General features: G+C 47.4%; 19 protein-coding genes and 1 riboswitch. Of the genes, 5 read left to right on the forward strand and 14 right to left on the reverse strand.

Features of this window, described 5'->3' with window-relative positions:
• Window positions 1-2: 2 nt before the first annotated feature.
• The 14 genes from T497_RS0112435 to T497_RS0112500 form a co-directional block, all read right to left on the reverse strand.
• Window positions 3-1,298, reverse strand: coding sequence for a glutamine synthetase family protein (locus T497_RS0112435; RefSeq protein WP_028515886.1), 1,296 nt, complete (start codon window positions 1,296-1,298; stop codon window positions 3-5).
• 230 nt (window positions 1,299-1,528) lie between these two features.
• On the reverse strand, window positions 1,529-2,062 hold the full coding sequence (gene dcd / locus T497_RS0112440; RefSeq protein WP_028515887.1) for a dCTP deaminase: 534 nt from the start codon (window positions 2,060-2,062) through the stop codon (window positions 1,529-1,531).
• Window positions 2,063-2,098: 36 nt separating this feature from the next.
• Window positions 2,099-2,662 (reverse strand): GNAT family N-acetyltransferase, encoded by a 564-nt coding sequence (locus T497_RS0112445; RefSeq protein WP_028515888.1) that lies wholly within the window; start codon window positions 2,660-2,662, stop codon window positions 2,099-2,101.
• Window positions 2,663-2,726: 64 nt separating this feature from the next.
• A complete protein-coding gene (gene ychF, locus T497_RS0112450; RefSeq protein ID WP_028515889.1) occupies window positions 2,727-3,821 on the reverse strand; it encodes a redox-regulated ATPase YchF in 1,095 nt (364 codons plus the stop codon).
• 392 nt (window positions 3,822-4,213) lie between these two features.
• Window positions 4,214-6,952 carry a bifunctional diguanylate cyclase/phosphodiesterase gene (locus tag T497_RS0112455; RefSeq protein ID WP_028515890.1) on the reverse strand — a complete coding sequence of 913 codons (2,739 nt, stop codon included), beginning with the start codon at window positions 6,950-6,952 and terminating at the stop codon, window positions 4,214-4,216.
• Window positions 6,953-7,297: 345 nt separating this feature from the next.
• Entirely contained in the window at window positions 7,298-8,377 is a 1,080-nt protein-coding gene (rpoD, locus tag T497_RS0112460; RefSeq protein WP_028515891.1) for an RNA polymerase sigma factor RpoD, read from the reverse strand.
• A gap of 13 nt (window positions 8,378-8,390) precedes the next feature.
• Window positions 8,391-10,127 (reverse strand): DNA primase, encoded by a 1,737-nt coding sequence (gene dnaG / locus T497_RS0112465; protein WP_028515892.1) that lies wholly within the window; start codon window positions 10,125-10,127, stop codon window positions 8,391-8,393.
• 8 nt (window positions 10,128-10,135) lie between these two features.
• Window positions 10,136-11,131, reverse strand: a complete 996-nt coding sequence (locus tag T497_RS0112470) for a deoxyguanosinetriphosphate triphosphohydrolase (protein ID WP_028515893.1) — start codon at window positions 11,129-11,131, stop codon at window positions 10,136-10,138.
• 105 nt (window positions 11,132-11,236) lie between these two features.
• A complete protein-coding gene (locus T497_RS0112475; protein ID WP_028515894.1) occupies window positions 11,237-11,875 on the reverse strand; it encodes a YigZ family protein in 639 nt (212 codons plus the stop codon).
• Between the two features lie 48 nt (window positions 11,876-11,923).
• Window positions 11,924-12,127, reverse strand: a complete 204-nt coding sequence (gene rpmE / locus T497_RS0112480) for a 50S ribosomal protein L31 (RefSeq protein ID WP_019678077.1) — start codon at window positions 12,125-12,127, stop codon at window positions 11,924-11,926.
• Between the two features lie 134 nt (window positions 12,128-12,261).
• Window positions 12,262-13,926, reverse strand: a complete 1,665-nt coding sequence (locus T497_RS0112485) for a DUF6311 domain-containing protein (protein ID WP_028515895.1) — start codon at window positions 13,924-13,926, stop codon at window positions 12,262-12,264.
• Window positions 13,927-14,029: 103 nt separating this feature from the next.
• Window positions 14,030-15,745, reverse strand: coding sequence for a phospho-sugar mutase (locus tag T497_RS0112490; protein ID WP_028515896.1), 1,716 nt, complete (start codon window positions 15,743-15,745; stop codon window positions 14,030-14,032).
• 234 nt (window positions 15,746-15,979) lie between these two features.
• Window positions 15,980-17,062 (reverse strand): 6-phosphofructokinase, encoded by a 1,083-nt coding sequence (locus T497_RS0112495; protein ID WP_028515897.1) that lies wholly within the window; start codon window positions 17,060-17,062, stop codon window positions 15,980-15,982.
• A gap of 38 nt (window positions 17,063-17,100) precedes the next feature.
• Window positions 17,101-19,374 (reverse strand): sensor domain-containing protein, encoded by a 2,274-nt coding sequence (locus T497_RS0112500; RefSeq protein ID WP_028515898.1) that lies wholly within the window; start codon window positions 19,372-19,374, stop codon window positions 17,101-17,103.
• A 243-nt stretch (window positions 19,375-19,617) separates the two neighbouring features.
• Here T497_RS0112500 and T497_RS0112505 point away from each other — a divergent pair, with 243 nt between their 5' ends.
• The 5 genes from T497_RS0112505 (at window position 19,618) to T497_RS0112525 (ending at window position 24,679) form a co-directional block, all read left to right on the forward strand.
• Entirely contained in the window at window positions 19,618-20,295 is a 678-nt protein-coding gene (locus T497_RS0112505; protein ID WP_028515899.1) for a response regulator transcription factor, read from the forward strand.
• The gene (locus tag T497_RS0112510) at window positions 20,282-21,772 is read left to right on the forward strand and encodes a HAMP domain-containing sensor histidine kinase (protein WP_242840013.1); all 1,491 of its coding nucleotides are present in this window, start codon (window positions 20,282-20,284) and stop codon (window positions 21,770-21,772) included. Before T497_RS0112505 ends, T497_RS0112510 begins: the two co-directional genes overlap by 14 nt.
• A 425-nt stretch (window positions 21,773-22,197) precedes the next feature.
• Window positions 22,198-22,301: riboswitch (SAM riboswitch) on the forward strand.
• A 65-nt stretch (window positions 22,302-22,366) separates the two neighbouring features.
• Window positions 22,367-23,551, forward strand: coding sequence for a methionine adenosyltransferase (metK, locus tag T497_RS0112515; protein ID WP_028515901.1), 1,185 nt, complete (start codon window positions 22,367-22,369; stop codon window positions 23,549-23,551).
• Between the two features lie 130 nt (window positions 23,552-23,681).
• The gene (locus T497_RS0112520; RefSeq protein WP_028515902.1) at window positions 23,682-24,146 is read left to right on the forward strand and encodes a hypothetical protein; all 465 of its coding nucleotides are present in this window, start codon (window positions 23,682-23,684) and stop codon (window positions 24,144-24,146) included.
• A 131-nt stretch (window positions 24,147-24,277) separates the two neighbouring features.
• Complete coding sequence (locus T497_RS0112525; RefSeq protein ID WP_028515903.1) at window positions 24,278-24,679, forward strand: VOC family protein; 402 nt, start codon at window positions 24,278-24,280, stop codon at window positions 24,677-24,679.

Below are 24,679 nucleotides of genomic sequence, written 5' to 3' on the forward strand. Positions count from 1 at the left end.
CCTCACACGAATTTGAAATAGGAATCTTCCTCGAATTTATCCTTGTCGGCAGCAGCTGCGTAGTCGCGGAGCTGTCTGTCCAGCTGAGCAAAAATGCTGCTTCTTATCTCAGGGGAGAGAGTGCGCTTTACGAAGTCGCTTTCCTTTGCGATAGCGGCAGCCTCTTCGAGAGAGGAGGGGAGCTTCTGGAAAAGGTCGCTTTCCTCGCCGCTGTGCATAGCGCTTTCAAAGAGAGCACAGTCCTTTGACTGTATACCCTCGATACCTGCGGCAAGAATCAGCTTGAATGTAATATACGGATTGCAGCAGGCGTCTGCGGAGCGCAGTTCAATTCGGGGAGTTATACCCACGGGCTTAGGTACGCGGATAAGCTGTGCGCAGTTTTCCGACGACCAGTTGATATACTTGGGTGCAAATCCGATTCCGAAGCGCTTGTAGGAGTTAGTGGTGCTGTTGAGAAATGCGGTTATCTCTCTCATTCTGCCGAGTATGCCCGAGATGAAGCACCTGCCCTCAAAAGGCATAGCGTCGATATCGTTGCCGATGATGTTCTCGCCGCCCTTTTTGATACTTATGGAAATGCTGATAGCGCTTCCGTGCTCGTCGGGGAGGGGCTTGGGCATGAACGAAGCAAAAAGACCGTTCTGTGCGGCAATGGACTTAACTACGGTCTTGTAGTGTACCATATTGTCAGCCGCTGTGATAGGCTCGCTCTCGCGGAACTCTATCTCGTTCTGCGCAGGACCGTGCTTATGACATGAGCTTTTAGGGCTCATGCCCATTTCTTCAAGTGAGAGACAAATCTCACGTCTCGCATTCTCGCACTTGTCAAGGGGAGCAACATCGAGGTAGCCGCCCTTGTCGTGAGGTATTTTTGTAGGCTCGCCGCGCTCGTCCAGTTCAAAGAGGTAGAACTCGCATTTCGTGCCCATTTCGCAGGAATACCCGTCCAGACGGAGCTGATTGATGTAGTTGGTAAGCTCAGTACGCATATCGCCCACGTAGTCGCTTCCGTCGGTGTTTTTCAGCGAGCAGAAGAAGCGGACAACGCGTCCCGACTTAGGTCTCCACGGGAGAACGGAAAGAGTGGAGATATCGGGCACAAGGAGCAGGTCCGAGCAGCCCTCGGCGATACATGAAGCGTCGAAAGGGATACCGTATTCAAATGCTCTCGGCAGCTCGTTGGGCATGATAGCCACGTTTTTAAGGTTGCCGAACATATCGCAGAAAGTAAGTCTTATAAATTTTACGTCGTTCTCTTCAACGAATTTCAGTATCTCTTTAGGAGAAAAGCTCATTGAAAGACCTCCAATTAAAATTTGTAGGGGACGGCGTCCTCGACGTCCCGTCAGCCCTTAGCCTTTAGCCGTTAGCTATTAGAACTAAGAGCTAAGAACTAAGAACTATTGTAAGGGCGAGTTCTGCTCGCCCGTGTTTAACGCTGCAAATTAAGAAAAATCAATTGTAGGGGACGGCGTACTCGGCGTTCCGCCAGCTATTAGAATTAAGAACTATGCAGGTATGGTGTTTATTTATCCTTATCCATAAATACTCTTGAACCCGTTGCGCCTTTTTGTCCCTGATACTTTCCGCAGTAGGGATTCAGCGCATGGTCGTCCATTTTAGCGAACACAAGCTGTCCGACTCTCCGTCCGCACTGAAGCTCTATAGCGCAGCGGTTGGCGTTGAAAAGCTCCAGAGTTATCTCGCCCTTGAAGCCGGGATCAACCCAGCCTGCATTCTGTATAAACAAGCCCATACGTCCGAGGGAGCTCCTGCCCTCTACAAATGCAGTAAGGTCGTCGGGGAGCTCGAAATACTCCATAGTCGTTGCAAGGACGAACTGCCCCGGCAGCAGGAGATATTTTTCTGCGGTAATGGTCTTGTACTTTATCTCACTGCTCAGAGTGATTATGCCTGTTGGAGTATCCTCCACAACGCTGAATGTGTTGCCGAGTCTTACGTCAACGCTTGCAGGCTGTATCTGATCGTCGGTTATCGGTTCGATGACAAGTGACTTTTCTTTGAGCATTCGGGAGATAGTTTTATCGGATAATATCATAAGTGAAACCTTTCAGTAGTATTCAGTGAATTTCGTTTATAGCTTAGCCTCATATTCTTCTCTGAGTATGGAGAAGTAGTGTCTGCCCACGTATTCGCCGTTCATAAAGAAATAGTCACGCAGAGTACCCTCATATGTAAAGCCGCATTTCTCTATAACACGCCTTGAAGGCTTGTTGATAGTCTTGGTGCATATCTGGACCTTGTGCAGATTTATCCTGTCGAAGCCGAAAGCGATAACAGCCTTTGTAGCTTCGGTAGCATATCCTCTGCACTGGAACTCGGCGCCGATACAGTATTCTATCTCGGCGAAATGGTTCTTGCTGTCCACAAGGAAATACGCGATCTGACCTATGCACTCGCCCGAAGCTTTTTCAATTACAGCCCAGCGGTAATAGTCAGGTCTTTCGTATGAGCCGATGTATTTGTCCAGCAGTTCTTTAACTTCTTCTTTTGTGGAATATACAGGCTCTGAATACATGGACTGGATTTTCTCGTCAGCTATCCAGTTCCTCAGCATTGAATCATCGTCTGAGTATTCAAATCTCCTGAGTATGAGCCTGTCTGTTGTAATAGTATCTGTACCGTTATGAGTAAGCATTTTTTTCTCCATTCGATATGATATTTAGTGCGGATACTATCCGCACTAAAACTAATAACTCAGATCACACATTGAAGCGGAACAGAACTATATCTCCGTCCTGCATAACGTATTCCTTGCCCTCAAGGCGTACAAGTCCCTTTTCCTTGGCGGCAGCCATGCTTCCGCAAGCCATAAGGTCATCGTAGGAGATTACCTCCGCACGGATAAAGCCCTTCTCAAAGTCGGTGTGTATCTTGCCTGCTGCCTGCGGAGCCTTGGTGCCTTTTGTGATAGTCCATGCGCGGACCTCCTGCTTGCCTGCGGTAAGGTAGGAGATAAGACCGAGAAGCGAATAGCCCTCCTTGATGATACGGTTGAGACCTGATACCTCAAGACCGAGCTCGCTGAGGAACATAGCCTTGTCCTCGTCGCCCATGTCGGAGATCTCAGCCTCTATCTGTGCGCAGATAGGCAGTACAGCTGAGTGCTCCTCCTCTGCGAGAGCGCAGACAGCCTTGTAATTCTCGTTTGTTTCGATATTGTTAGTGAAGTCGTCCTCGCTGAGGTTGGCCGCATAGATAACGGGCTTTGCGGACAGCAGGGGAGTTGACTTTATAAGCTCGCGCTCTTCGTCTGTGAAGTCAAAGCCTCTTGCGGACTTGCCGTTTTCAAGGTGAGCCTTTAATCTTTCAAGGAACTCAGCCTCTGCAAGGTACTTCTTGTCGCCCTTTGCAGCCTTCTTAGCGCGGTCGATACGTCTTTCAACCATTTCGATATCGGAGAAGATGAGCTCTAAGTTGATAGTTTCGATATCGCGGAGAGGATTGATGCTGCCGTCAACGTGAATGATATTAGGATCCTCGAAGCAGCGTACAACGTGAACGATAGCGTCCACCTCGCGGATATCCGCAAGGAACTTGTTTCCCAGTCCCTCGCCCTTTGAAGCGCCCTTTACCAGACCTGCTATATCAACGAATTCCAGTGTAGCAGGAGTGAACTTATCAGGCTCGTACATCTCAGCAAGCTTGTCCAGTCTCTCATCGGGAACTGATACAATGCCTACGTTCTTCTCGATAGTACAGAATGGGTAGTTCGCAGATTCTGCACCTGCGTTTGTGAGTGCGTTAAAAAGTGTGCTTTTGCCTACATTAGGCAAACCGACCATACCAAGTTTCATATTTGATTCTTACCTTTCTTATCATATGTTTCCCCGCTTTGACTATGATGTTTATACAGGGATTTTTTATCTGCTCATTGAGAGAACCCCTTTTGAAAAAGGGGCTTCTCTCAAACTCTCTCCCTAAAACTTTCGTTTTGTTTTTTCTCTGATAGGGTGCACCTGCATTTTGCAGGATTATTTCATTTATAAAGCGCCCTATCTGAGAAAAAAACAGATAAAAGTCTTTGGAAAGGGGTATGGGGGTGACTCCCCGCAGTGCGGGGAGATGTCACGCAGTGACAGAGGGGCGCGCCTCCGTCAGAGGAACCTTTCTTCAGAAAGGGTTCCCCCGATAAGTGATTATAAGTTCCTGTATTAGCATCATAGCTAAAGGCGGGGAAGATTAAACATTAAGTGCTTGCGTAAGTTATTCTCTTGTTATTTACAAGTGAACTTACTGTGGAGTTCTGTATCTGGACATCGCCGCTGCTTGTGCCGATATCCTTAGGATTGCCTGCGTTGACAGTCATGGACACCTTAGAGTCGATGATAGTGAGGTTTCCTGAGCCCAAAGCGTCTCCGATACCTGTTACCTCATCGCCCTCGGAGTCAATGGTTATCTCCGCATTTTTTATCTTAGTATTGACGCTGCCCTTCATAGCACCGATACAGGAGTGCTTGCCCGAGCGCATTTTCATATTGATAGTACCCTGCTTGATGTAGATACTGCCTTCGCCCTCTTCGAGAACGCCGATACCTACTGCCTGAGCGCCTGTGCATGACATGGTTATATCCGCACCTGAGCTTATGGTAGCGATACCCTTGCAGCTGCCGATACCCGTTACCTTGATACCCGAGATAGTGATATCCAGCTTGCAGTTCTCACCGATATCGATATTGGCGTCGCCGTTGAAACTTCCGACAGCAAGTCCGTTATGGGAGTACATGAATATCTTTATATTGCCCGAGCGCAGGTCGATATCCGAATCGTCATCGTTATGACCTCCGCCAATGCACATGGACTCGACGCTGTTGGAGATTATCTCAAGATTTCCGCTGAAATCAATGATTATATCGCCGTAGCCGTGGTCGTAATCGTTGCCGATACCGATACCCTCAGAGGCGTAGCAGTCGATAGTGAGGTCGCCCTTGCCGCCGAGAACGAACTGTGAGCCCATAGGCACGTAGATACCCGAGTAGCTCAGCTTGTTGCTCTTGACAACGTTGAGCTCCAGACGCGCGTACTCGCCCACGGAGATAGTAGGCTTGCTGTTGCCGCTTATCATGTTTACGTTTTTCAGCGTAAGCTCGCAGCTGTGATTGTCCATAATGGAGATATTCATCTTCACAGGCTTGTCGGGGTCGCCGACGATAGTTAGCTTGCTCTGATAAATGTGGATATCGGTGTATTTTTCCAGCGCCAGCTTCAGGAGGTCGAGCTCCGTATCATTCTGTGCTGCGTAAATCTTCTTTACGCCGTCGGGACGTGTTTCAAGATTGGTCTTGATTATCTCGTCCTTGATATCCGCAGATATGCTGTTGAGAAGCAGGGGCTTAGGCTTTGAAGTGTAATAGCCCTGCACAAGGTCAACGCCGAGACGGATAACGGTTTTCAGCTCCTGCACGGTCTCAACGCCCTCAGCAAGGGATTTCAGCTGATTCTCGTGACAGAATTCGATTACAGACGTTACCAGCTGCTGCTTTTTCAGGTCGTTCTGGATATCGCTTATGAGGGAGCGGTCTATCTTTATGTAATCGGGAGAATAGTGCAGCAGGTTTGACGAGTTGGAATAGCCTGTGCCGTAATCGTCTATAGCAAGGGTAGTGTGTGCAAAGCCGCAGCGCTTTTTAAGCGTTTCGATGCTCTCTGCCGTAGCCGCAGATTCCTCGACGATCTCGATAACTGTCTTTTCAAGGAGCTCGCCGTAGGTCAGGTACAGCTCGTTGAAGTCCTCATCGGAAAGGAGATTGTTTGAAAGGCAGTTTATAAACAGCTTGCGGTTCTCGAAAACCTGCTGATTATCGCTGAGAAGCTTCATAACGTTGAAGAAGGTCAGCTTCTCGATAGCGTAAAGGTCGTTCTGTGCCGCAGCTATTTTAAGTATCTGATTCGGCGTCATCTTGATATCGCCGATAGTTCGCATAAGAGCCTCATATCCTACGATCTCGCCCTTCTGAGTTTCAACGATAGGCTGGAGATGATATGTAAGGAGATTCTCCTGCACTATACGGGAGAATGTCTGGGCATTGCGGTAAGAGTCCTTTTCGTGGACGTAATTCTCCTCGGAGAACCAGTTTATAACTGCGCGTTTTGAGGTCTTAGCCTCGAAAAGTGCGAACTCCGAGTAATTTACCAGCATATTGAAGTCAGAGGCTTCCTCGGGATATGAAGCGCAGCCGATGGACAGGCTTATCCTGCTCTTGTCGGAGATGTCGATTATCTCGCCGAAATCATCGGTGAGGATACAGTTCTGCACAGCCTCGTCCATGCTGTTGAGGATATTGTAAATGCTCATCTTGTCGCTGTCGCGGAAGAAGACGCATATCTCATAGTTTGACTTTGAGCCGATTATGAGAGTATCGCTGGCAAAGCCCTTCAGCGCTTCGGCTACCGATGTTATGCAGCTGTTGGTGTTGTCAACAGTGAGATAAGAGCCCAGCTTATCTATGCCGTTTATGTAGATAGTGGCAAGGCAGCCGTGCTGAACATCGGGGAGTATCTGCTTTATCTTCTGTGAGAACGATGGGAAAGAGGGCAGTCTTGTGATAGGATCGTACTCCACAAAAGCCTTCTTGTCGCTGAGTTCTGACATCTGGCGGGTAAAGTCCTGAATGAAGCCCAGCCATTCGTCGCTGCTCTCATAGATGTTCATTTTTATAAAACGAGTTGTATTTCCGTCAGTAAACTTGTAAATGTGTTTTTGTCCCTCTACAGGGCATTTTGATATCTTTTCGAGAAGATTGAAGAACTCGAATTCGTTTATCTTTTCACTCGGGCAGCCGAGCATATGACAGGCGGCTGAATCAAGATAAGCAGCCTTGTCCTTTGCAATATATGTAAATGCACCAATATTGCCGACAAACTGCTGGAATACCTGCCAATCATGGCTTAACACGGGCGGAGTCTGGCTAAAATCAAATATACTCATACTCACTCCTTTTTGCCTGCGGATAAGGTGATTTTCCGCGGCGCTGCCTGACTTCTGACGGTGAACAGGCGACCGTGATAACGTACATTCTATACATATTCATTATACCACATTGTTTCGGAAATAGCAATACTCGTACCCAAAACTATAATGTAAATTTTTTGCGGTCAGAAGCCATTAGTCCTTAGCCCTTAGCCTTTAGCTTGTAGGGGGCGATGCCCACATCGCCCCGTGTGACTTTATATTAATAAACGGGCTGATGTGGGCATCAGCCCCTACAACACTCTCAGCTCTAAACTGAAAAAGCCGCCATTTCTGGCGGCTTTGGAAATACTGATATATGTATCAGTCAAGGAAGTCCTTGACCTTTTTGCTTCTGCTTGGGTGACGGAGCTTTCTCAGCGCCTTTGCCTCTATCTGGCGGATACGCTCACGGGTTACATCGAAGCGCTGTCCTACCTCTTCAAGAGTACGTGACTTGCCGTCCTCAAGGCCGAAACGGAGCTTCAGTACCTTTGCCTCACGGTCTGTAAGTGTAGCGAGGACTTCATTGAGCTGCTCCTTGAGGAGAGTATGTGAAGCTGCCTCGGCAGGTGCCGGAGCGTCATCGTCGGGGATAAAGTCACCAAGGTGGCTGTCCTCCTCCTCACCGATAGGAGTTTCAAGGGATACAGGATCCTGAGCCACACGCATTATCTCACGGACCTTGTCCACAGGCATATTGAGCTTGTCTGCTATCTCCTCGGGGCTTGGATCGTGGCCGTTCTCGTGGAGAAGCTGGCTGGAAACCTTCTTGACCTTGGTGATAGTTTCTACCATATGAACAGGGATACGGATAGTTCTTGCCTGATCTGCGATAGCACGGGTTATAGCCTGTCTTATCCACCATGTAGCGTATGTGGAGAACTTGAAGCCCTTGGTGTAGTCGAACTTTTCAACAGCCTTTATAAGACCGAGGTTGCCTTCCTGAATGAGGTCGAGGAACTGCATACCTCTGCCTACGTACTTCTTGGCGATAGATACAACAAGACGGAGGTTAGCCTCGGAAAGTCTCTTCTTAGCGTAAGGATCGCCCTTAGCCATTCTCTGGGCAAGCTCGATCTCCTCCTCGGTTGTAAGAAGCGGAACTCGTCCTATTTCCTTGAGGTATATCTTTACAGGATCGTCGATAGCGATTCCCTCTGTTGAGAGAGCCATTTCCAGATCGTCTGTCAGTGTGGAATCCAGACCTATTTTAAGGTCTGCGTCAAGGTTCATATCCTCGACTATCTCGATATTGAGGTTTTCACAGTTGTCATAGAAGGTATTTATCTGGTCAACGTCAAAGTCAAGCTCCTCCAATGCGTCGGTTATCTCCTTTGTGGTGAGCTTTCCGTTGGTTTTGCCCTGTTCCATTAAGGCTTCGATAGTATTTTTCTTTTCCATATTTTATATCCTCCTATTTGTTTTTAGAGCGGAAGAGCTCCAGCAGCTCATCGTTGCTGAGTTCTCCGTCTGCTTTGGGTATGCTGCTTTTCAGTACCTGTGCGCAGTCCGCAACAACGTCCCGCGTTACTGCGACTTCGCGCTTTTTAGCTGTTATTCCGCTTATTCTTCCCATTTCCTCCGTGGAAAATTCATCGGAGAGAAGTGACATTGAGAATTTATCGGAATTTTTCATTCGCTCCAGCAGCGCCTTGTAGACCTTTTTATTGAATGCGGTCACGAAGCACTCTGGGGGCGCCAGCTTTTCCACGTCCTCATATTCCTGAGGGCGCTTCAGCAGGTAGCTGATTATAGTTTCCTCGGCACGGGCTTCCTTTTTGTTGGAAACGGCGTCGGGGTTGATATCATCGCGTATGTACGAGGTCTTAGCCTTTATGGCACGCCACTCGCTGTTCTTGGCGTTTTTGCTGTTCTTTTGCAGCATTGCGTCAATATGGGTTTTCAGTACCTGTACGGGTATATCGCACTTTTTGGACGTTCTTGATATGTAGACCTCGCGTTCAAGGGGCGATTCTATGCCTGCAAGGACTCTTGATGTTCGTTTGAGGAGCTCCACTCGTCCTATTTCGGTGGTAAGGTCGAGACCGTCCTCGCACTTGTCCAGCATGAAGTCGTTGGCGTCGTTGGAGCTGTCGATGAGCATTCGGAAGCGGTCACGCCCGAATTTTTTGATATACTCGTCGGGATCCTTTGCGCCCTCCATGTGGAGTATCTTGGTTCGCAGACCAACGTCTGCAAAGTGATTGATAGCCTTTTGAGTAGCCTTTTGTCCTGCGCCGTCGCTGTCGTAGGCGACTACTACTTCCTCGGCGTAATGGCTTATGAGCCGCGCCTGATCGGGAGTTATGGCAGTTCCCAGCGTAGCCACAACGTTCTCGAAGCCTGCCTGATTCACGGCTATTACGTCCATATATCCCTCGCATAGTATCAGCCGCTTGGCGTTTGAGTTCTTTGCGAAGTTCATGGAGAACAGGTTAGAGCCCTTGTCGAATACGGGAGTTTTTCCCGTGTTCAGGTATTTCGGCTGTGAGTCGTCAAGGACTCGTCCGCCGAAGCCGATTATGTTGCCGCGGAGGTCAACGATAGGGAACATAACGCGCTTTCGGAACATATCGAAGGTGCGTCCGTTCTTCATTCCTGCCAGCCATGCGTCAGCCATTTCCTCGTCGGAGTAGCCTTTGGAGCGCAGTACATCGGTGAGCTCATTCCATGAGTCGGAAGCGTAGCCGAGACCGTACTTCTTTATGGTCTGGGGAGTAAGCTTTCTGTTTGCGAAATATTGCAGTCCTGCCTTGTCCTTGCCCTTGAACAGGTTGGTGTAGTAGAAATTTGCGGCAATGCGGTTCATCTCGTAGATACGGGTTTTACGCTTTGCGTAGCCGCTGTCCTTATTGCCGTAGGCAGGGACTTCCAAACCTGCCCTCTGCGCAAGAAGCTTTACAGCCTCGGGAAAGGTCAGGTTCTCTATCTTCATTATGAAGGTGATGACGTCGCCGCCTGCGCCGCAGCCGAAGCAGTAAAAGTTCTGGGTATCGGTGAAAATGGTGCAGGAGGGAGTTTTTTCGGAATGAAATGGACAGGAGCAGACATAATTGCGCCCTCGCCTTATGACATTGACGTAGCCGCCCATAACTGTCTCGATAGGGTTGGCATTTCGCAGATTATAGAGAAATTCGTCGTTCTGAGGCATATCCTACCTCACTTCCAGAATTTCGGCACGAAAAGCTCTGTATACAGGTCAACGGCGTACTCGTCGCTCATTCCCGATATGTAGTCGCAGACAGCTCTGTCAGGATCTGAGAGCTTGATGATGTTGCGGTATTCTTCAGGGAGCTTGTCCGTGTGCTCGATAAAGTAGGCATAGAGCTTGCGCACAAGCTGTTCAGCCTTGCCCTCCTCCTGTTTAGCGGCAGGATTGGTGTAGACCTTGTCGAACATGAACTTTTTGAGCTCGTCGTGAGCCTTTCGTATATCGGGCGCAAAATCTATATCCACAGCTCCGTGCCCGATAACGGAGGCTATGAGAGTGGTAATTCTCTTGGTCTTGGTATTCCCGAGGGCTATAACACAGCTTCTTGGCAGGTCGTTTGGTGAGAGTATGCCTGCACGGATAGAGTCCTCGATATCATGGTTTATGTAGGCGATAGTGTCAGCAAGACGGACTATATTGCCTTCTTTGGTGTCAGCTACCATATTTGTGTGGCAAAGTATGCCGTTTCTGACAGCATGAGTGAGGTTAAGTCCCTTGCCTTTTTTTTCAAGGACTTCCACCACGCGGACGCTCTGCTCATAGTGCTTGAAGCCGTGGGGGCATATCTCATTGAGAGTTCTCTCGCCGCAGTGTCCGAAAGGGGAGTGCCCTAAGTCGTGACCGAGGGCAATAGCCTCTGTCAGGTCCTCGTTTAGGCGCATACCTCGGGAAATAGTCCTTGCTATCTGTGATACCTCAAGGGTATGGGTAAGGCGTGTTCTGTAGTGGTCTCCCACAGGGGACAGGAAAACCTGAGTTTTACGCTTTAGCCTGCGGAATGAATTGCAGTGGAGTATGCGGTCGCGGTCACGCTGGAACTCGGTGCGGTAGGGGCACTTGTCCTCATAGCGGTCGCGCTTTGTGCCGACCTCGTCTATGCTTGCGCAGGCGTATTTGCTGAGTATACCTGCTTCGCTTATCTCGATCTGTTCGCGTACTGTCATACTTGCTCCCCCACTTTGCAGAAAAATTTAAGCGGAAGATCATCCGCCGAAAAAGTGCCTACATAATACTTATACTAAAACGGGACAAAAAACCCTTTATTTTTATCAGGAAATTTTTTTCACAGAGGAAAAATCTTCAAAAAGCTCGCCCATATCCTCGATTTCGGCAGTTCCGTTGGTCACCTCGGTGAGCTCTTTTTTCAGGGCGTCAAGCTTTTCCGAGAGAACAAGTATCTCAAGGGTGACATCGCTGCCGAAGTCAGAATCCACGGTGATAGTGTCGTAATTGGGCAGGAGATAGGATATCTTGCCGTACATACCGTAGTCTGCGGTTATTTTCAGGCGGTGACACAGGCACATATCCATGATGTGAGCCGCGTCGCAGGCAAGAGAAGCCGCATGAGAGTAGGCTCTCACAAGACCGCCGCCGCCAAGAAGTATTCCGCCGAAATAACGGGTGACTACCACACAGACATCGGTGAGACCGCGCTTTTTCAGCACGTCGAGCACGGGGACTCCTGCGGTGCCCTGAGGCTCGCCGTCATCGGAATAACGGGAAATATTGTCCTCGCGGAGGATATATGCGTAAACGTTGTGCTTAGCCTTGCGGTGCTCGGCTTTTATGGAATTTATAAAGGCTACCGCCTCGTCGTTGGTCTTAACAGGGGAGATATAGCCGATGAACTCCGAGCGCTTTTCTATGAACGAAGCCTTGGCATTTTCGGAAATTGTCAGATAGTTCATAATACTTACCTATGTACGAAAAGCCCCGTCAATGACGGGGCTTGTGGATTACTTGTCCATATTGAAACGCTTCTTGAATCTGTCAACACGTCCGCCTGTATCAACAAGCTTCTGCTTACCAGTATAGAAAGGATGGCACTTTGAGCAGATTTCAACCTTGATGTTTTCCTTTGTAGACATAGTCTCGATCACGTTACCGCAGTGGCAGGTAATTGTGGTCTTCTTGAACTCAGGATGGATTCCCTCTTTCACGATTTTCACCTCTTTACATTAATTTGTAGATCGTGCAGCCCATCATTTCCCTTAGACAGTAGTGCCGAATATACATTACAGTAATAAATTATATCACACTGTGCCGTGTGTGTCAAGCCTTTTATGATTTTATTTTATTTTTTAACTCTTGCGGCTTTAAATTCTCCAAGATCGTAGAATGTCATATTGCTTGTATCCTTTGGTATATTCTCCTCGGTGAAGAACACATACAGGGCGTCGCTTCTGCCCTTGCCCGATGTGAGGAGCCTGTACTGCTCGTCGGCGTATTCGGCAAGAACATCGTAATCGGAACGCGCAAGATAGAAGCTACTGAGCTTTATCTTATCTTCTGAAGCGAGAGCTGCTGTCTCGAAATACAGACTCATATAGGTCTTGTAATCCTGCGGAAGCGGCAGGAAAATGATCTCATCTGCGCCCTTTGAAGCCTTATCCCATTCCTCTCTGCTGATAGAGATATAATTGTCATTTGGGACGTTGTACTGTTTGTTCAGCTCGCTTTGATAGTTGCGGAGATCCATTATATTGAGCCATACGCATATGGTTACTGCGGCGGCTGCCGAATGTCTGTCCAGCTTGTTCACCAGCCACAGCGCTGTTGTCATGACGATCATACAGGGCAGCCATATGAATCTTCCTGATGCGCGGAATATGGAGAAAGCTCCGAGTATAAGGCGCGGAAGCTTTATATCTATGAGGACGTTCTGATTTATCACAACGGTAGTGCTGACAGCCCACATAAAGCTTACGATGAACACCAGCAGGAATGTGTTTATCTGTACGCGGTGTGTTTTGCGGTATTCACGGATATTCTTCAAAGCCCTGCCCTCTCTGCGTTCAAGGCGGCTCAATGCAATTATTATACCGAGGAAACAGCATACCAGCATACCAAGTCCGAGGTAGCCGTAGCCCTCGCCCTGATCTCTTGCGGTATTTAGCATACGAAGGTACTTTGAGTGTCCCATGCTGTTGAAGAAGGTATTGAGATTTGCGGAATACATACCGAATCCGCCGTCAACGTAGTTTCCGCTGCCGTAAAATGCTCCTATTATCCATAGGCTGAGTACGGAACAGATTGTTGATGAACCGAATGTGATAACGGCGCGCAAACGGTTTTTGTCTATGAACACAGTGAGTATCATATATCCGACCATGACGATGTATATCATCGGCAGGAAATAGATGTGTACAAGTGTTGCCAGTACGCATAGAGCCGACCATAAGGCAACAGATGTGAAGCGGTGCTTGTACTGCTTCTTGTGGTCGAGAGCAAGTATCAGCGCCGCGATTATGAGCCATATTGCGGCAAGAGTGTTGTGCTGACCTACTCGGTTTATGGACGGGAAGAACGCTGAATAGAACAGCGAGCCGACAGATGTGAAATAAATGCTCGGGTTTATGCGCCTCAGAAGCGAAGCTCCCATTCCGCCGTTAAGAGCAAAGCATACCACGCCCCAGAGTCCGAAATACTGGAAGTTCTCGGGGATAACAGGGGAGAGAAGCTTGAATATTATGGCGAACAGCGGCAGTGAATCGGTATACATACATGAGACCATGCCGTCGGAGCTTATACCGTCGGTGAGTCCTATGGGGAATGTCCACGGAGTGTTTCTGAAATATACCCAGCCAAGGTGGTGCTGAGTGACATCTCCTATATTCTTGAATATCCAGCACGTATTTGTAGGATCGATGATATTTATACCGAATATCCAAATGAATACAATAGCGCCGAGAATAGCTCCGATGAGAAATGTCAGGATCGGTGGTTTGTCTTTTTTCATTCTGTTTCTCCTGTTGTTTAAATGTGATTGAGCAGCAGTGCATGAACTCAGCTCTTTTCTGTAATAAAGGGCGGACTTCAGTCCGCCCTGTTATTTATTATTATTACTTCATGCTCTGTGTGAAATCTGCGTATATCTTCTGCTCGATAACTTCGGCTTCTGCCTTTGAAGCTGCCTTTGCAGTGATATATGTCTTTATCTTGGGCTCTGTACCCGATGGACGAACTATAGCCTTGCAGCCGTTCTCCAGATAGAATGCAAGAACATTTGACTTTGGAAGTGTGAGCTCCTTGACCTCGCCTGTAGCGATATTCTTGGATGTGCTTGCCTTGTAGTCCTCGAAGCGTTCTACCTTTAAGCCGCCGATGGCTGTGGGGTGGTTGTTGCGGAGACCTGTCATTATCTCTTCCATGTGCTTCATTCCGCTCTCGCCATCGAACTCGAAGCTGTAGAGAGTCTGGAGGAACATACCGTACTTTTTGTACATATTCTCGCGAGCCTGAATGAGAGTGATGCCCTGTGTGCGGTAGTATGCAGCCATTTCACAGATAAGCATCGAAGCGTCAACTGCGTCCTTGTCTCTTACGTAGCCGCCCGAAAGGTAGCCGTAGCTCTCCTCAAAGCCGAATATATAGCGGTTCTCCTCGCCCTTAGCCTCAAGGAAGCCGATCTGCTCGCCGATGAACTTGAAGCCTGTGAGGACATCTATTACCTCTACGCCGTATTCCTTTGCGATGAGGTTTACGATATCGGTAGTAACTATAGTTTTTACTGTGATAGGATTTTTCGGCATTGTGCCCTTCTTGATACGCTGTGAGCAGATGTACTCAAGAAGCATAGCTCCTACCTCGTTGCCCGAGAAGAGAGCGTAGCCGCCCTTGCCGTCGGGAACTGCGATACCTACACGGTCACAGTCGGGATCGGTAGCAAGAAGAAGGTCGGGCTTTACCTTTTCGCAGTAGCTGAGACCTACCTGTAATGCCTCGCGTATCTCGGGGTTCGGATAAGGGCAGGTAGTGAAGTTTCCGTCGGGATTCTCCTGTTCCTTTACTACTGTTACGTCTGTAATGCCGATGCGCTTTAAGATCTCGCGTACAGGCTTGTTTCCTGTGCCGTTGAGAGGAGTGTATACAACTTTGAGTCCGCTTGAAGCACAGAGATCTGTGTTTATACCCTCTGCAAGGACTCTCTTGTAGAATTCCTCGATAACGCTGTCGTCTATATAAGAAATATTGCCTGCGGCTAACTCCTTGTCGAAATCGGAGTGCTTTACGCCGCTGAACATATCCAGAGAATTTATCTTTTCAAGGATTATCTCGGCACCTCTGAGAGTTATCTGGCAGCCGTCCTCGCCGTAAACCTTGTAGCCGTTGTACTTGGCCGGGTTGTGGCTTGCTGTTACCATGATACCGCCCTGACACTTGAGTGCGCGTACTGCCCATGAAAGGCATGGTGTAGGCATTAACTGCTTGTAGATATGTACCTTTATGCCGTTTGCTGCAAGTACCTCTGCGGCAGCCTTTGAGAACACGTCGCTCTTGATACGGCTGTCATAGGAGATAGCTACGCTTGGGTTCTTGTACTCCTGATTGAGGTAGTCCGCAAAGCCCTGTGTAGCGCGTCTTACGGTATATATATTCATTCGATTGGTTCCTGCGCCGATAACACCTCTCAGACCGCCCGTACCGAATTCGAGGTCACGGTAAAATCTGTCGTTGATCGCTTCGCTGTCGCCCTTAATCCCCTCGAGCTCAGCCTTTAAGTCGGGATCTTCCTTTGCGTTTTCACACCAAAGGCTATAAAGTTCCATTTCTGACATTATAATACCTCCTGAACAGATATATAGATATTATAGCACATAATAACAGTTTTGGGAATAGCTTTTTTTGAAAATTTCCAAATTTTTTGATTTAATCAGTTCACAATCGCTGCTATATGGCTAAATATAAAGGTTTGACAGCGTTATATCAAATTTAAATATAAGTATTTTTGATTGTATATAATACTACTTGTATACGCAAAATTGGCAGCCCAATTGGGCTGCCAAAGTGTCTTAATCGCCGAAAGATACGCCGATATCGCGTGCTGCGATGACCAGATGATTCTCTGTATCGACGAATTTTGTCTTTCCTGCTATGTCCTCAAGCTTGTTTGAGGTTATTTTATTGCCTATTTTAGCCACTGTTCTGCCATAGCGCTCCTTTGCTATGAGGTAGGCTGCGTGAACTCCGAACTGAGTGGAGAGTACGCGGTCATAAGCGCTTGGAGCGCCTCCTCTGAGCATATGTCCGGGGACGCATACACGGGCTTCAAGGCCTGTATTATGCTGTATCTGAGCTGCAATGCGGCTTGTAGCCGTGAGTATTCCTGCCTCTGCACGCTTCTTTGCACGTTCCTTTTTCTTCATCTGAGCCTCGTTGATATCGAAAGCTCCCTCTGCAACAGCAATGATTGAGAATGTCTTGCCGCTGGCGCTTCTTGCCATTACAGCGTCGCATACCTTGTCGATATCATAAGGTATTTCGGGGATTATGATAACGTCCGCGCCGCCTGCGATACCTGCATTCAGTGTGAGCCAGCCAGCCTTATTTCCCATTATCTCGCAGAGGAGAACTCGCGAGTGGCTTGCGGCTGTGGTGTGAAGTCTGTCAAGAACATCTGTGGCGATGTCAACTGCGGTATGGAAGCCGAAGGTAACATCTGTGCCGTAGATATCGTTGTCGATAGTCTTGGGAAGTCCGATAACGTTGAGTCCTTCATCTGAAAGGAGCTTGGAGGTCTTGTGAGTGCCGTTTCCGCCCAGTGTAAGGAGACAGTCCAGCTTCTGCTTCTTGTAGGTCTCCTTCATATTTTTGACCTTGTCGATGTTATCCTCGCCGATGACCTGCATCATCTTGAATGGCTGACGCTTTGTGCCGAAGATAGTTCCGCCCTGTGTGAGTATTCCCGAGAATGAGGAAGGGGACATCTCCTTGCAGAGATTGTTGATAAGTCCGTAATAGCCGTTGGAAATTCCGACTATCTCAACATTGTCCTCGCCGAAGCGCTCGTAGCAAGCCTTTGCAACGCCGCGTATAGTTGCGTTGAGTCCCGGGCAGTCACCGCCGCTTGTGAGGATTCCGATACGTCTTTTCATAGTAATGACCTCCGTGATAACGTGATAATTCTAAAGCGCTATCTTTTTGTGTCGATATCGCGCCTTACATTCTGTTCAAACAGTTCCTGTATCTTTTCAGGGGGCATAGGCTTGCCGTAGAGGTAGCCCTGTCCGTAGTCACAGCCTGCGGAACGCAGGATACTCTGCTGTCCGTTGTTTTCGATACCCTCTGCGATAGTCTCTATCTTCTTGGATTTTGCGATACGTATTACCGCTGAAACTATCTCAAAGGAGATATTGTCGTGCTCGATGTCGATTATGAACGAGCGGTCCAGCTTCAGCAGGGTAATAGGGAGTATCTGGAGATATCTCAGTGAAGAATAGCCTGTGCCGAAGTCGTCCATGGCAAGCTTTACGCCAAGCTCGCGGAGACGGTTCATCTGGTCTATTGCAAAGTCGATATCCTTGAGTGCGAGAGTTTCGGTAAGCTCTACTTCAAGCCACTGAGGCGGCAGAGCTGAACGCGCGAGGGCTTCGTAGACCTTGTCCTTGAGGTCGGTCTGATAGAAGTCTGATGACGCGAAGTTTATTGACATGACTATAGGCGGATAGCCCATTTTCTGCCACAGCTTGTTCTGACGGCAGCCCTCGTTAAGCACAAATTCGCTTATCTTTCCGATAAGGTGAGAGCTCTCCGCGATAGGCACGAATGCATCGGGAGAGATAACGGTGCCGTCTGGCTTTATCCAGCGGATAAGAGCCTCTACGCCCATTATCCTGCCTGTATTGAGGTCTATCTTAGGCTGGTAGTAGAGCTGGAGCTCGTTGTTCTCGATAGCAAGAGCAAGAGCCTTTTCAAGCTCAGTATCACCGATAATAGAGTCGTGCATACTCGGCTCATAGCCGCAGATGCTGCTCTGTGTGCCGTCATTGGATTTGAGTGCAAATTCGGCGTGCTCCATAACTTCGAGGAAAGACCTGCCGTCCTCGGGCATTTTGGAGAAGCCTGCCGAGCAGGTAAGGCTTATTGAAGCAAGCTCGTCGACTGCAAGCTTTGCAAACTCGTCCTGTATGGACTTAACAGTCCTTGTGGGCATTTCGTCGTCACCGTAGTCTCTCAGCAGCAGGGCGAAATTATCGCCGCTTATTCTGGCTGCAAGACCGCCGGGAGTGACGAATTTATAAAGTATATGAGCAAAGTTTTTCAGAATATAGTTTCCGTTTGAATAGCCGCAGGTATCGTTTATGATGTGGAAGCGGTCTATATCCAGAACGATTATCCAGAATGAATAGTCCAGCACCTTGCAGGAGTCGTAAATCTCCTGTCCTGTAACCACAAGCTTGTTGCGGTTGGCAATTTCGGTGACCTCGTCGATGTACGCAAGGCGCTCGATGAGGATATCCTTTTCATGCTCCTCGGTAACATCGATAACAGCTCCGCCGAAAAGCGGCAGGCTGTTGCCTGTACTGGTTATTGACTTGAAGCGGTGTGAGAACCAGCGGTAGTTGCCGTCGGCGCTTCTCAGCCTTATCTCGATGTTCTTGACGTCGGAGGTATCGCGGCTGCGGACTGCTCCGTCAAACTGTATCCTGTCGTTGGGGTGTATCAGAGCGCGGTATTCGTTGATATTGACCGTACCGCTCTTCAAGCCCAGCATATTGACCATTTCGGGTGAGACTCTGAACACCTTCTTATCGGTGCTCATTACAAGTCCTATCTCTGCAAGCTCCATAGCCGAATGGAAGAAGTCGTTGGCGTTTGCAAGATTTACACGCATTTTCTTCAGCTCGGTGAGGTTGAAGCCTGTGCTGAGATATACTGCACGTTTTTTATATTTCTTGACCTGTGAGGTGCTCCATGCGATAGAAACGAATGCGCCGCTGGGATTGCGGAATGTGGACTCATAGGAGTTGCTGCCCACTATCTTGCTGAGAGCTGTGGGATCGGGAGTATTTATGCCGAATGCAGTCCATACGCCCTCCTTTTTGTCCGAATAATCCGCTGTAATGCCTAAAAGGTCGCGGAGCTTTTTATTTATATAGACATATTCAAAGTCATCTGACCAGATTATCATCTCTGTATTGAGATTTTCGGTTATCTTGATTATGTCCTTTTCGTCCACAGAGGTCTTTTTATTCTTATATATCCAGCCCGATATCGCAAGTATCAGAGTTGCGCATACCATTGTACAAACGTAAATGATAAGCGCCATTCTGGCGTTTTCGGGAACATTTATGCAGTAGCCTATTACGACAGCGCTTGCAGCAACGATGATAAGAGCGGCTGCAAGGGGATTGAAGCTTCGTGTACGTGAGCTGCTTCTGAGTTTCTGCTGTGCTTGGTTATTCATAGGCACCGCCTCCCTTCGTTTACACTTACCCAAGTACATTATAGCAAAAATTACTGAAAATGTCAATTGTAAATTTACGGGCTCTAACAAATTTGATAAAATTGACGGAAAAACTCATAAAAATATCACTTTATATACACTTTTATCAGATATAATGTTATAATATAAACGTAGGACAGCGAAAAGCTGTTCGTTGTATGTTTTAGACAGAATTGTTAAATTCAAATACACGGAGGGAAAAATATGGCACACATTTTAGTTGTTGACGACGAAATAAACATAAGAAAGGTCGTGCGCGAGTATGCCGAATTCGAGGGATATGAGGTAACAGAAGCCGAAAACGGCATGGAGGCTGTGAATTTCTGCCACGATAACGACTATGACCTTATCATTATGGACGTTATGATGCCGAGACTTGACGGCTATTCCGCCTGCAAGGAGATACATAAGACCAAGAATATCCCCGTTATCATGCTTTCTGCAAGAGGCGAGGAGTACGACAAGCTCTTCGGCTTTGAGATAGGCGTTGACGATTATGTGGTAAAGCCTTTTTCTCCAAAGGAGCTTATGGCTCGTGTAAAGGTAGTTCTCAAGAGGAATACCCACAAGGAGGAGGAAGCTGTTCCCGATAAATTTACATTCGAGGGACTTGAAGTGGATATCGCAGGACGCGAGGTCTATGTAAACGGTCAGAAGGCTTCCATGACTCCCAAGGAGTACGACCTGTTATTCTACCTTGTAAAGAACAAGAATATCGCTCTTTCAAGGGACAGGCTCCTTGAAGAAGTATGGGGCTATGACTTCTTCGGCGACGACAGAACTGTTGATACCCATATCAAAATGCTCCGCAACAGTCTCGGAGAGTACCGTAAATACATCGTTACACTGAGAGGAATGGGATATAAGTTTGAAGCCGATTAAGCAGTTCAGGCGCGTAGGCAGCAGGATACCGCTCCGCTTTACCATATGGCTGTATTTCGTGCTGTTTACCGTTGCAGTATTTGCGCTTATCTGGGTATTTCAGATATTTTTCTTCGAGAAATTCTACGAAAAGATGAGGATACAGTCAACGGCTGCAAGCATGGACTCCATAGCCGAGATCTATAACAGCGCAGACAGGCAGAATAACTATGAGACTGTTCTGGAGATACTGTCAGATGATGAAGAGAAGGAAAAGCTCTATGCTGCCGTTGTGGATACGGGAGACGACGAAGACCTCTGCGTTGAGGTACTGGACAAATACGGCCGTGAGATGATGAAAAAGCACGTCATGGGCGAATGTATCATACACGACAGGGGCATAAACAGCGGCGTACTGTTAAACAGTATTGATGATTCGGAAAAAGGCGTCATCATAAAGAAGGTCAAGCACCCCCGAAGCGGCAGCTATATGCTGGTATACGGCTGTGCTCTCGGTGATCCTAAAGCTCCCGACGGTTATCTGCTGTTAAATGCGGCTCTCGTACCTGTGGGAGCTACAGTAAAGATAATCAAAAGCCAGCTCATGACCATTACTATTATCTTAATAATACTGGCATTTATCATATCGCTGTACCTGTCAAAGAGGATATCTGCTCCTATAGACAGGATAACAAAGTCTGCGGAGATACTGGCTAAGGGCGATTTCAATACGAAATTCGACGGAAGGGGCTATCTCGAAGCCAAAAAGCTGGCGGATACCCTTACCTATGCGGAAAAGGAGCTCTCAAAGGTGGATACCATGCAGAGAGACCTTATCGCCAATGTTTCCCATGACCTGAGGACTCCGCTGACCATGCTGAAAGCCTATGCGGAGATGATACGCGACCTTTCGGGAGATAACCCCGTCAAGCGCAACGAGCACCTTGAAATTATCATCAGCGAGACCGACAGACTGGCGCTTCTTGTAAACGATATGCTTGACCTGTCAAAGCTGGAGAGCGGCAAGCAGAAGCTGAATCCTACAGAGTTCGGCATAAGTGCAAAGCTCAGCGAGATAATGGACAGATTCAGGGGACTTTCAGAGAAAAACGGCTATCATATACATTTTACTCCCGATGAGGAGAGAATGGTGTACTGCGACGTGGTCAAGATAGAGCAGGTAATCTACAACTTGATAAACAATGCGATAAACTACACAGGCGAGGACAAGCAGGTATTTGTCCGTCAGATAAATACCGAGGACGGCGTACTTGTTGAGGTAGAGGATACGGGCGACGGTATCGAGGAGGACAAGATAAAGCTCATCTTCGATAAGTATTATCGCTCCGAGAACCATAAACGAGAGGTAGTGGGCACAGGTCTGGGACTTTCTATCGTCAAGGCTGTGCTGAAAATGCACAATTACGATTACGGTGTGCGCAGTACTCTCGGAAAGGGCTCTACATTCTGGTTCAAAATAAGCGATGTGAAGAAATAAGCGGCGTTCCTTTGAACCTGTAAAGAGTTACATTCAAGCAGAAAATGTAATAACTGGGACTAATTCGGTTACAATTCTGTACGGCTGGTATAAATAAGGTGGACACAGGAAATTTGTATTGTGCATAATCAATAGTATTCAAAATTTTATGTTGATAAGTTTCTGTTCTGTTCTGCTGACAATTTCACAAAAAATACATAATAATATGCTATAATATAATTGCTGAGGGAGAAGAATCCCGAAGCTGATTTTCATGGTAGTTTAATGTTTACCCCAACATTAAATTATTAAATCCCCAATAATCCCTATATCATGGCAGATGAGCTTCCTTAAAAGGAGGCTCATTTGTTTTGCGGAAAAAAATTGTTGCACTCGGGAAATATCCTATTGACAAATTTCCGACAATAGTGTATAATACATTGGAAACCTTATCAAGAGCGGCGGAGGTACAGGACCTGTGAAGCCGCAGCAACCCGAACGTAATGAGTCGAAGGTGCTAATTCCTGCGGTTTTATCCGAAAGATGAGGACATTGGGCAACTATGGCTTCTCTTCGGAATGAGAAGTCATTTTTTATATTTCAGGAGGTTTTTTTATGAGTAAATGCTTTTTCACATCTGAATCGGTAACTGAGGGACATCCCGATAAGATCTGCGACCAGATCTCTGACGCTGTTCTCGACGCTATCCTCGAGCAGGACAAGCTGGGACGTGTTGCCTGCGAGACCTGCGTAACTACAGGTATGGTCCTCTGTATGGGCGAGATAACTACATCGGCTGATATCGATATCCCTAAGATAGCTCGTCAGGTAATCATCGACATCGGCTACGACAGAGCTAAGTACGGCTTCGACGGTCACACCTGCTCTATTCTCACATCTATCGACGAGCAGTCTCCCGATATCGCTATGGGTGTAAATGAGGCTTTCGAGTACAGAGAGGAAAACGACAAGTCCGACGGACTTTCAAACGGCGCAGGCGATCAGGGTATCATGTTCGGTTATGCCTGCAATGAGACTCCAGAGCTTATGCCGCTTCCTATCTCACTGGCTCACAAGCTTGCTCTGAAGCTTACAGAAGTACGCAAGGACGGCACACTCCGTTATCTCCGTCCCGACGGAAAGTCACAGGTTACTGTTGAGTACGACAACGGCAAGCCCGTAAGAGTTGACGCAGTTGTTGTTTCTTCTCAGCATTCTGCCGATATCTCCCTCAAACAGCTCCGCAAGGACATCGAGGAGTACGTTATCAAGGCAGTTATCCCTGCTGACCTTATGGACAAGAACACAAAGATATTCATCAATCCTACAGGACGTTTCGTAGTAGGCGGTCCTCAGGGCGACAGCGGTCTTACAGGACGTAAGATAATCGTTGATACATACGGCGGATATTCACGTCACGGCGGCGGAGCTTTCAGCGGTAAGGATCCGACAAAGGTCGACAGAAGCGCTGCTTATGCTTCACGTTATATCGCTAAGAACATCGTTGCAGCAGGTCTTGCTGACAAGTGCGAGGTTCAGCTCTCATACGCTATCGGCGTTGCTAAGCCAATTTCTATCCTTGTTGATACATTCGGCACAGGCAAGGTAGACGAGGAGAAGCTCTCAGAGGCTGTTTCAAAGGTATTCGACCTTCGTCCTACAGCTATCATCGAAATGCTCGACCTCAGAAAGCCCCAGTACAGACAGCTTGCTGCTTACGGTCATATGGGACGTGAGGAGCTCGGCGTTGCATGGGAAAAGACAGACAGAGTTGACGCTCTCAAGGCTGCTCTCAAGTAATTGCATATAAATATTGCTCGAAGTCGGTTGACTTCGGGCTTTTTGCTTGTTGTTGACTTTTTATTTTGTCCATGATATAATTTCAATATAGTAAAATAGTTATCGGAAAATCTCTTTTAAGGAGTTATTTATGGGTATACCGTTTAGAAATACGGCTGGATTTGGAAAAAGAATGGAATACAATCTGGTTGGAAAAATGTTAATGGAAGGATTAGATGTTTATCTTCCATTAGTTGATGACCATGGAGTTGATTGTGTCATTAAGAAACAAGATGGTACTTTTATAGAGGTACAAATAAAAGCCCGTTCAAGAGAAGTAGCAAAGGGAGATGCCGCTTTGTTTGCTGCTATTTCTCATAAACCTACTGAAAATTTCTATTTTGTTTTTTATTCTGAAAGACTTGATACGATGTGGATTCTTTCATCTGAGGAGTTTTTGCAGGAATGTATTACAAATAGAACTGGCAAAAATGCGGGAAAACACAGTATATGGTTCAACGGGAGTAAAAAAGACAAAGCTGCTAATGATAAGACCGAATACTGTAAACCTCAATTTGAAAAATATATTGAAACAGATTTTTCGAGATTCCATTGAATTAACTTTAAAGTATGTTAGCCGCCTGTCTGAGACAGGCGGCTTTTCATTGACATTTCCGCGGCATTGTGATATAATTCCCGTATATCGGGAGAATGAACTCCCGAAAAATCAAAATATCGGAGGTTATTATGAGATTAGACGGTTTCGGACTATTAGTTGAAGATATGGGAAAAATGATAAGATTTTACAGGGATGTCCTTGGTTTTGAAATAAAAGAGGACGAAAACACCTCAAATGTTTATCTGCTCAAGGACGGTACGCTGTTCCTGCTTTATGGGCGTAAGGACTTCGAGAAGATGACCAATCGAAAATACGAATACCTCAAGGGCGTCAACGGACACTTTGAGCTTGCCCTCTATGTGGATACCTATGAGGAGGTTGATAAGGAGTACGAAAGAGTCATCGGAATGGGTGCGAAGCCCATATTAGAGCCTACTACAGAACCGTGGGGACAGAGGACCTGCTATATCGCCGATCCCGAGGGCAATCTTATTGAAATTGGCTCGTTCAACAGACCGTTTCAGCATTGA

The sequence above is a fragment of the Ruminococcus flavefaciens MA2007 genome (assembly GCF_000621845.1).
GTDB lineage: Bacteria > Bacillota > Clostridia > Oscillospirales > Ruminococcaceae > Ruminococcus > Ruminococcus flavefaciens_E.

Coding starts and splice junctions, on each gene's coding strand:
- T497_RS0112455 (WP_028515890.1), bottom strand. CDS start 6,952: ATGAGTATATTTGATTTTAGCCAGACTCCGCCCGTGTTAAGCCATGAT.
- rpoD (WP_028515891.1), bottom strand. CDS start 8,377: ATGGAAAAGAAAAATACTATCGAAGCCTTAATGGAACAGGGCAAAACC.
- T497_RS0112500 (WP_028515898.1), bottom strand. CDS start 19,374: ATGAATAACCAAGCACAGCAGAAACTCAGAAGCAGCTCACGTACACGA.
- T497_RS0112435 (WP_028515886.1), bottom strand. CDS start 1,298: ATGAGCTTTTCTCCTAAAGAGATACTGAAATTCGTTGAAGAGAACGAC.
- ychF (WP_028515889.1), bottom strand. CDS start 3,821: ATGAAACTTGGTATGGTCGGTTTGCCTAATGTAGGCAAAAGCACACTT.
- dcd (WP_028515887.1), bottom strand. CDS start 2,062: ATGATATTATCCGATAAAACTATCTCCCGAATGCTCAAAGAAAAGTCA.
- dnaG (WP_028515892.1), bottom strand. CDS start 10,127: ATGCCTCAGAACGACGAATTTCTCTATAATCTGCGAAATGCCAACCCT.
- T497_RS0112520 (WP_028515902.1), top strand. CDS start 23,682: ATGGGTATACCGTTTAGAAATACGGCTGGATTTGGAAAAAGAATGGAA.
- T497_RS0112505 (WP_028515899.1), top strand. CDS start 19,618: ATGGCACACATTTTAGTTGTTGACGACGAAATAAACATAAGAAAGGTC.
- T497_RS0112475 (WP_028515894.1), bottom strand. CDS start 11,875: ATGAACTATCTGACAATTTCCGAAAATGCCAAGGCTTCGTTCATAGAA.
- T497_RS0112445 (WP_028515888.1), bottom strand. CDS start 2,662: ATGCTTACTCATAACGGTACAGATACTATTACAACAGACAGGCTCATA.
- T497_RS0112525 (WP_028515903.1), top strand. CDS start 24,278: ATGAGATTAGACGGTTTCGGACTATTAGTTGAAGATATGGGAAAAATG.
- T497_RS0112490 (WP_028515896.1), bottom strand. CDS start 15,745: ATGTCAGAAATGGAACTTTATAGCCTTTGGTGTGAAAACGCAAAGGAA.
- metK (WP_028515901.1), top strand. CDS start 22,367: ATGAGTAAATGCTTTTTCACATCTGAATCGGTAACTGAGGGACATCCC.
- T497_RS0112470 (WP_028515893.1), bottom strand. CDS start 11,131: ATGACAGTACGCGAACAGATCGAGATAAGCGAAGCAGGTATACTCAGC.
- T497_RS0112485 (WP_028515895.1), bottom strand. CDS start 13,926: ATGAAAAAAGACAAACCACCGATCCTGACATTTCTCATCGGAGCTATT.
- T497_RS0112495 (WP_028515897.1), bottom strand. CDS start 17,062: ATGAAAAGACGTATCGGAATCCTCACAAGCGGCGGTGACTGCCCGGGA.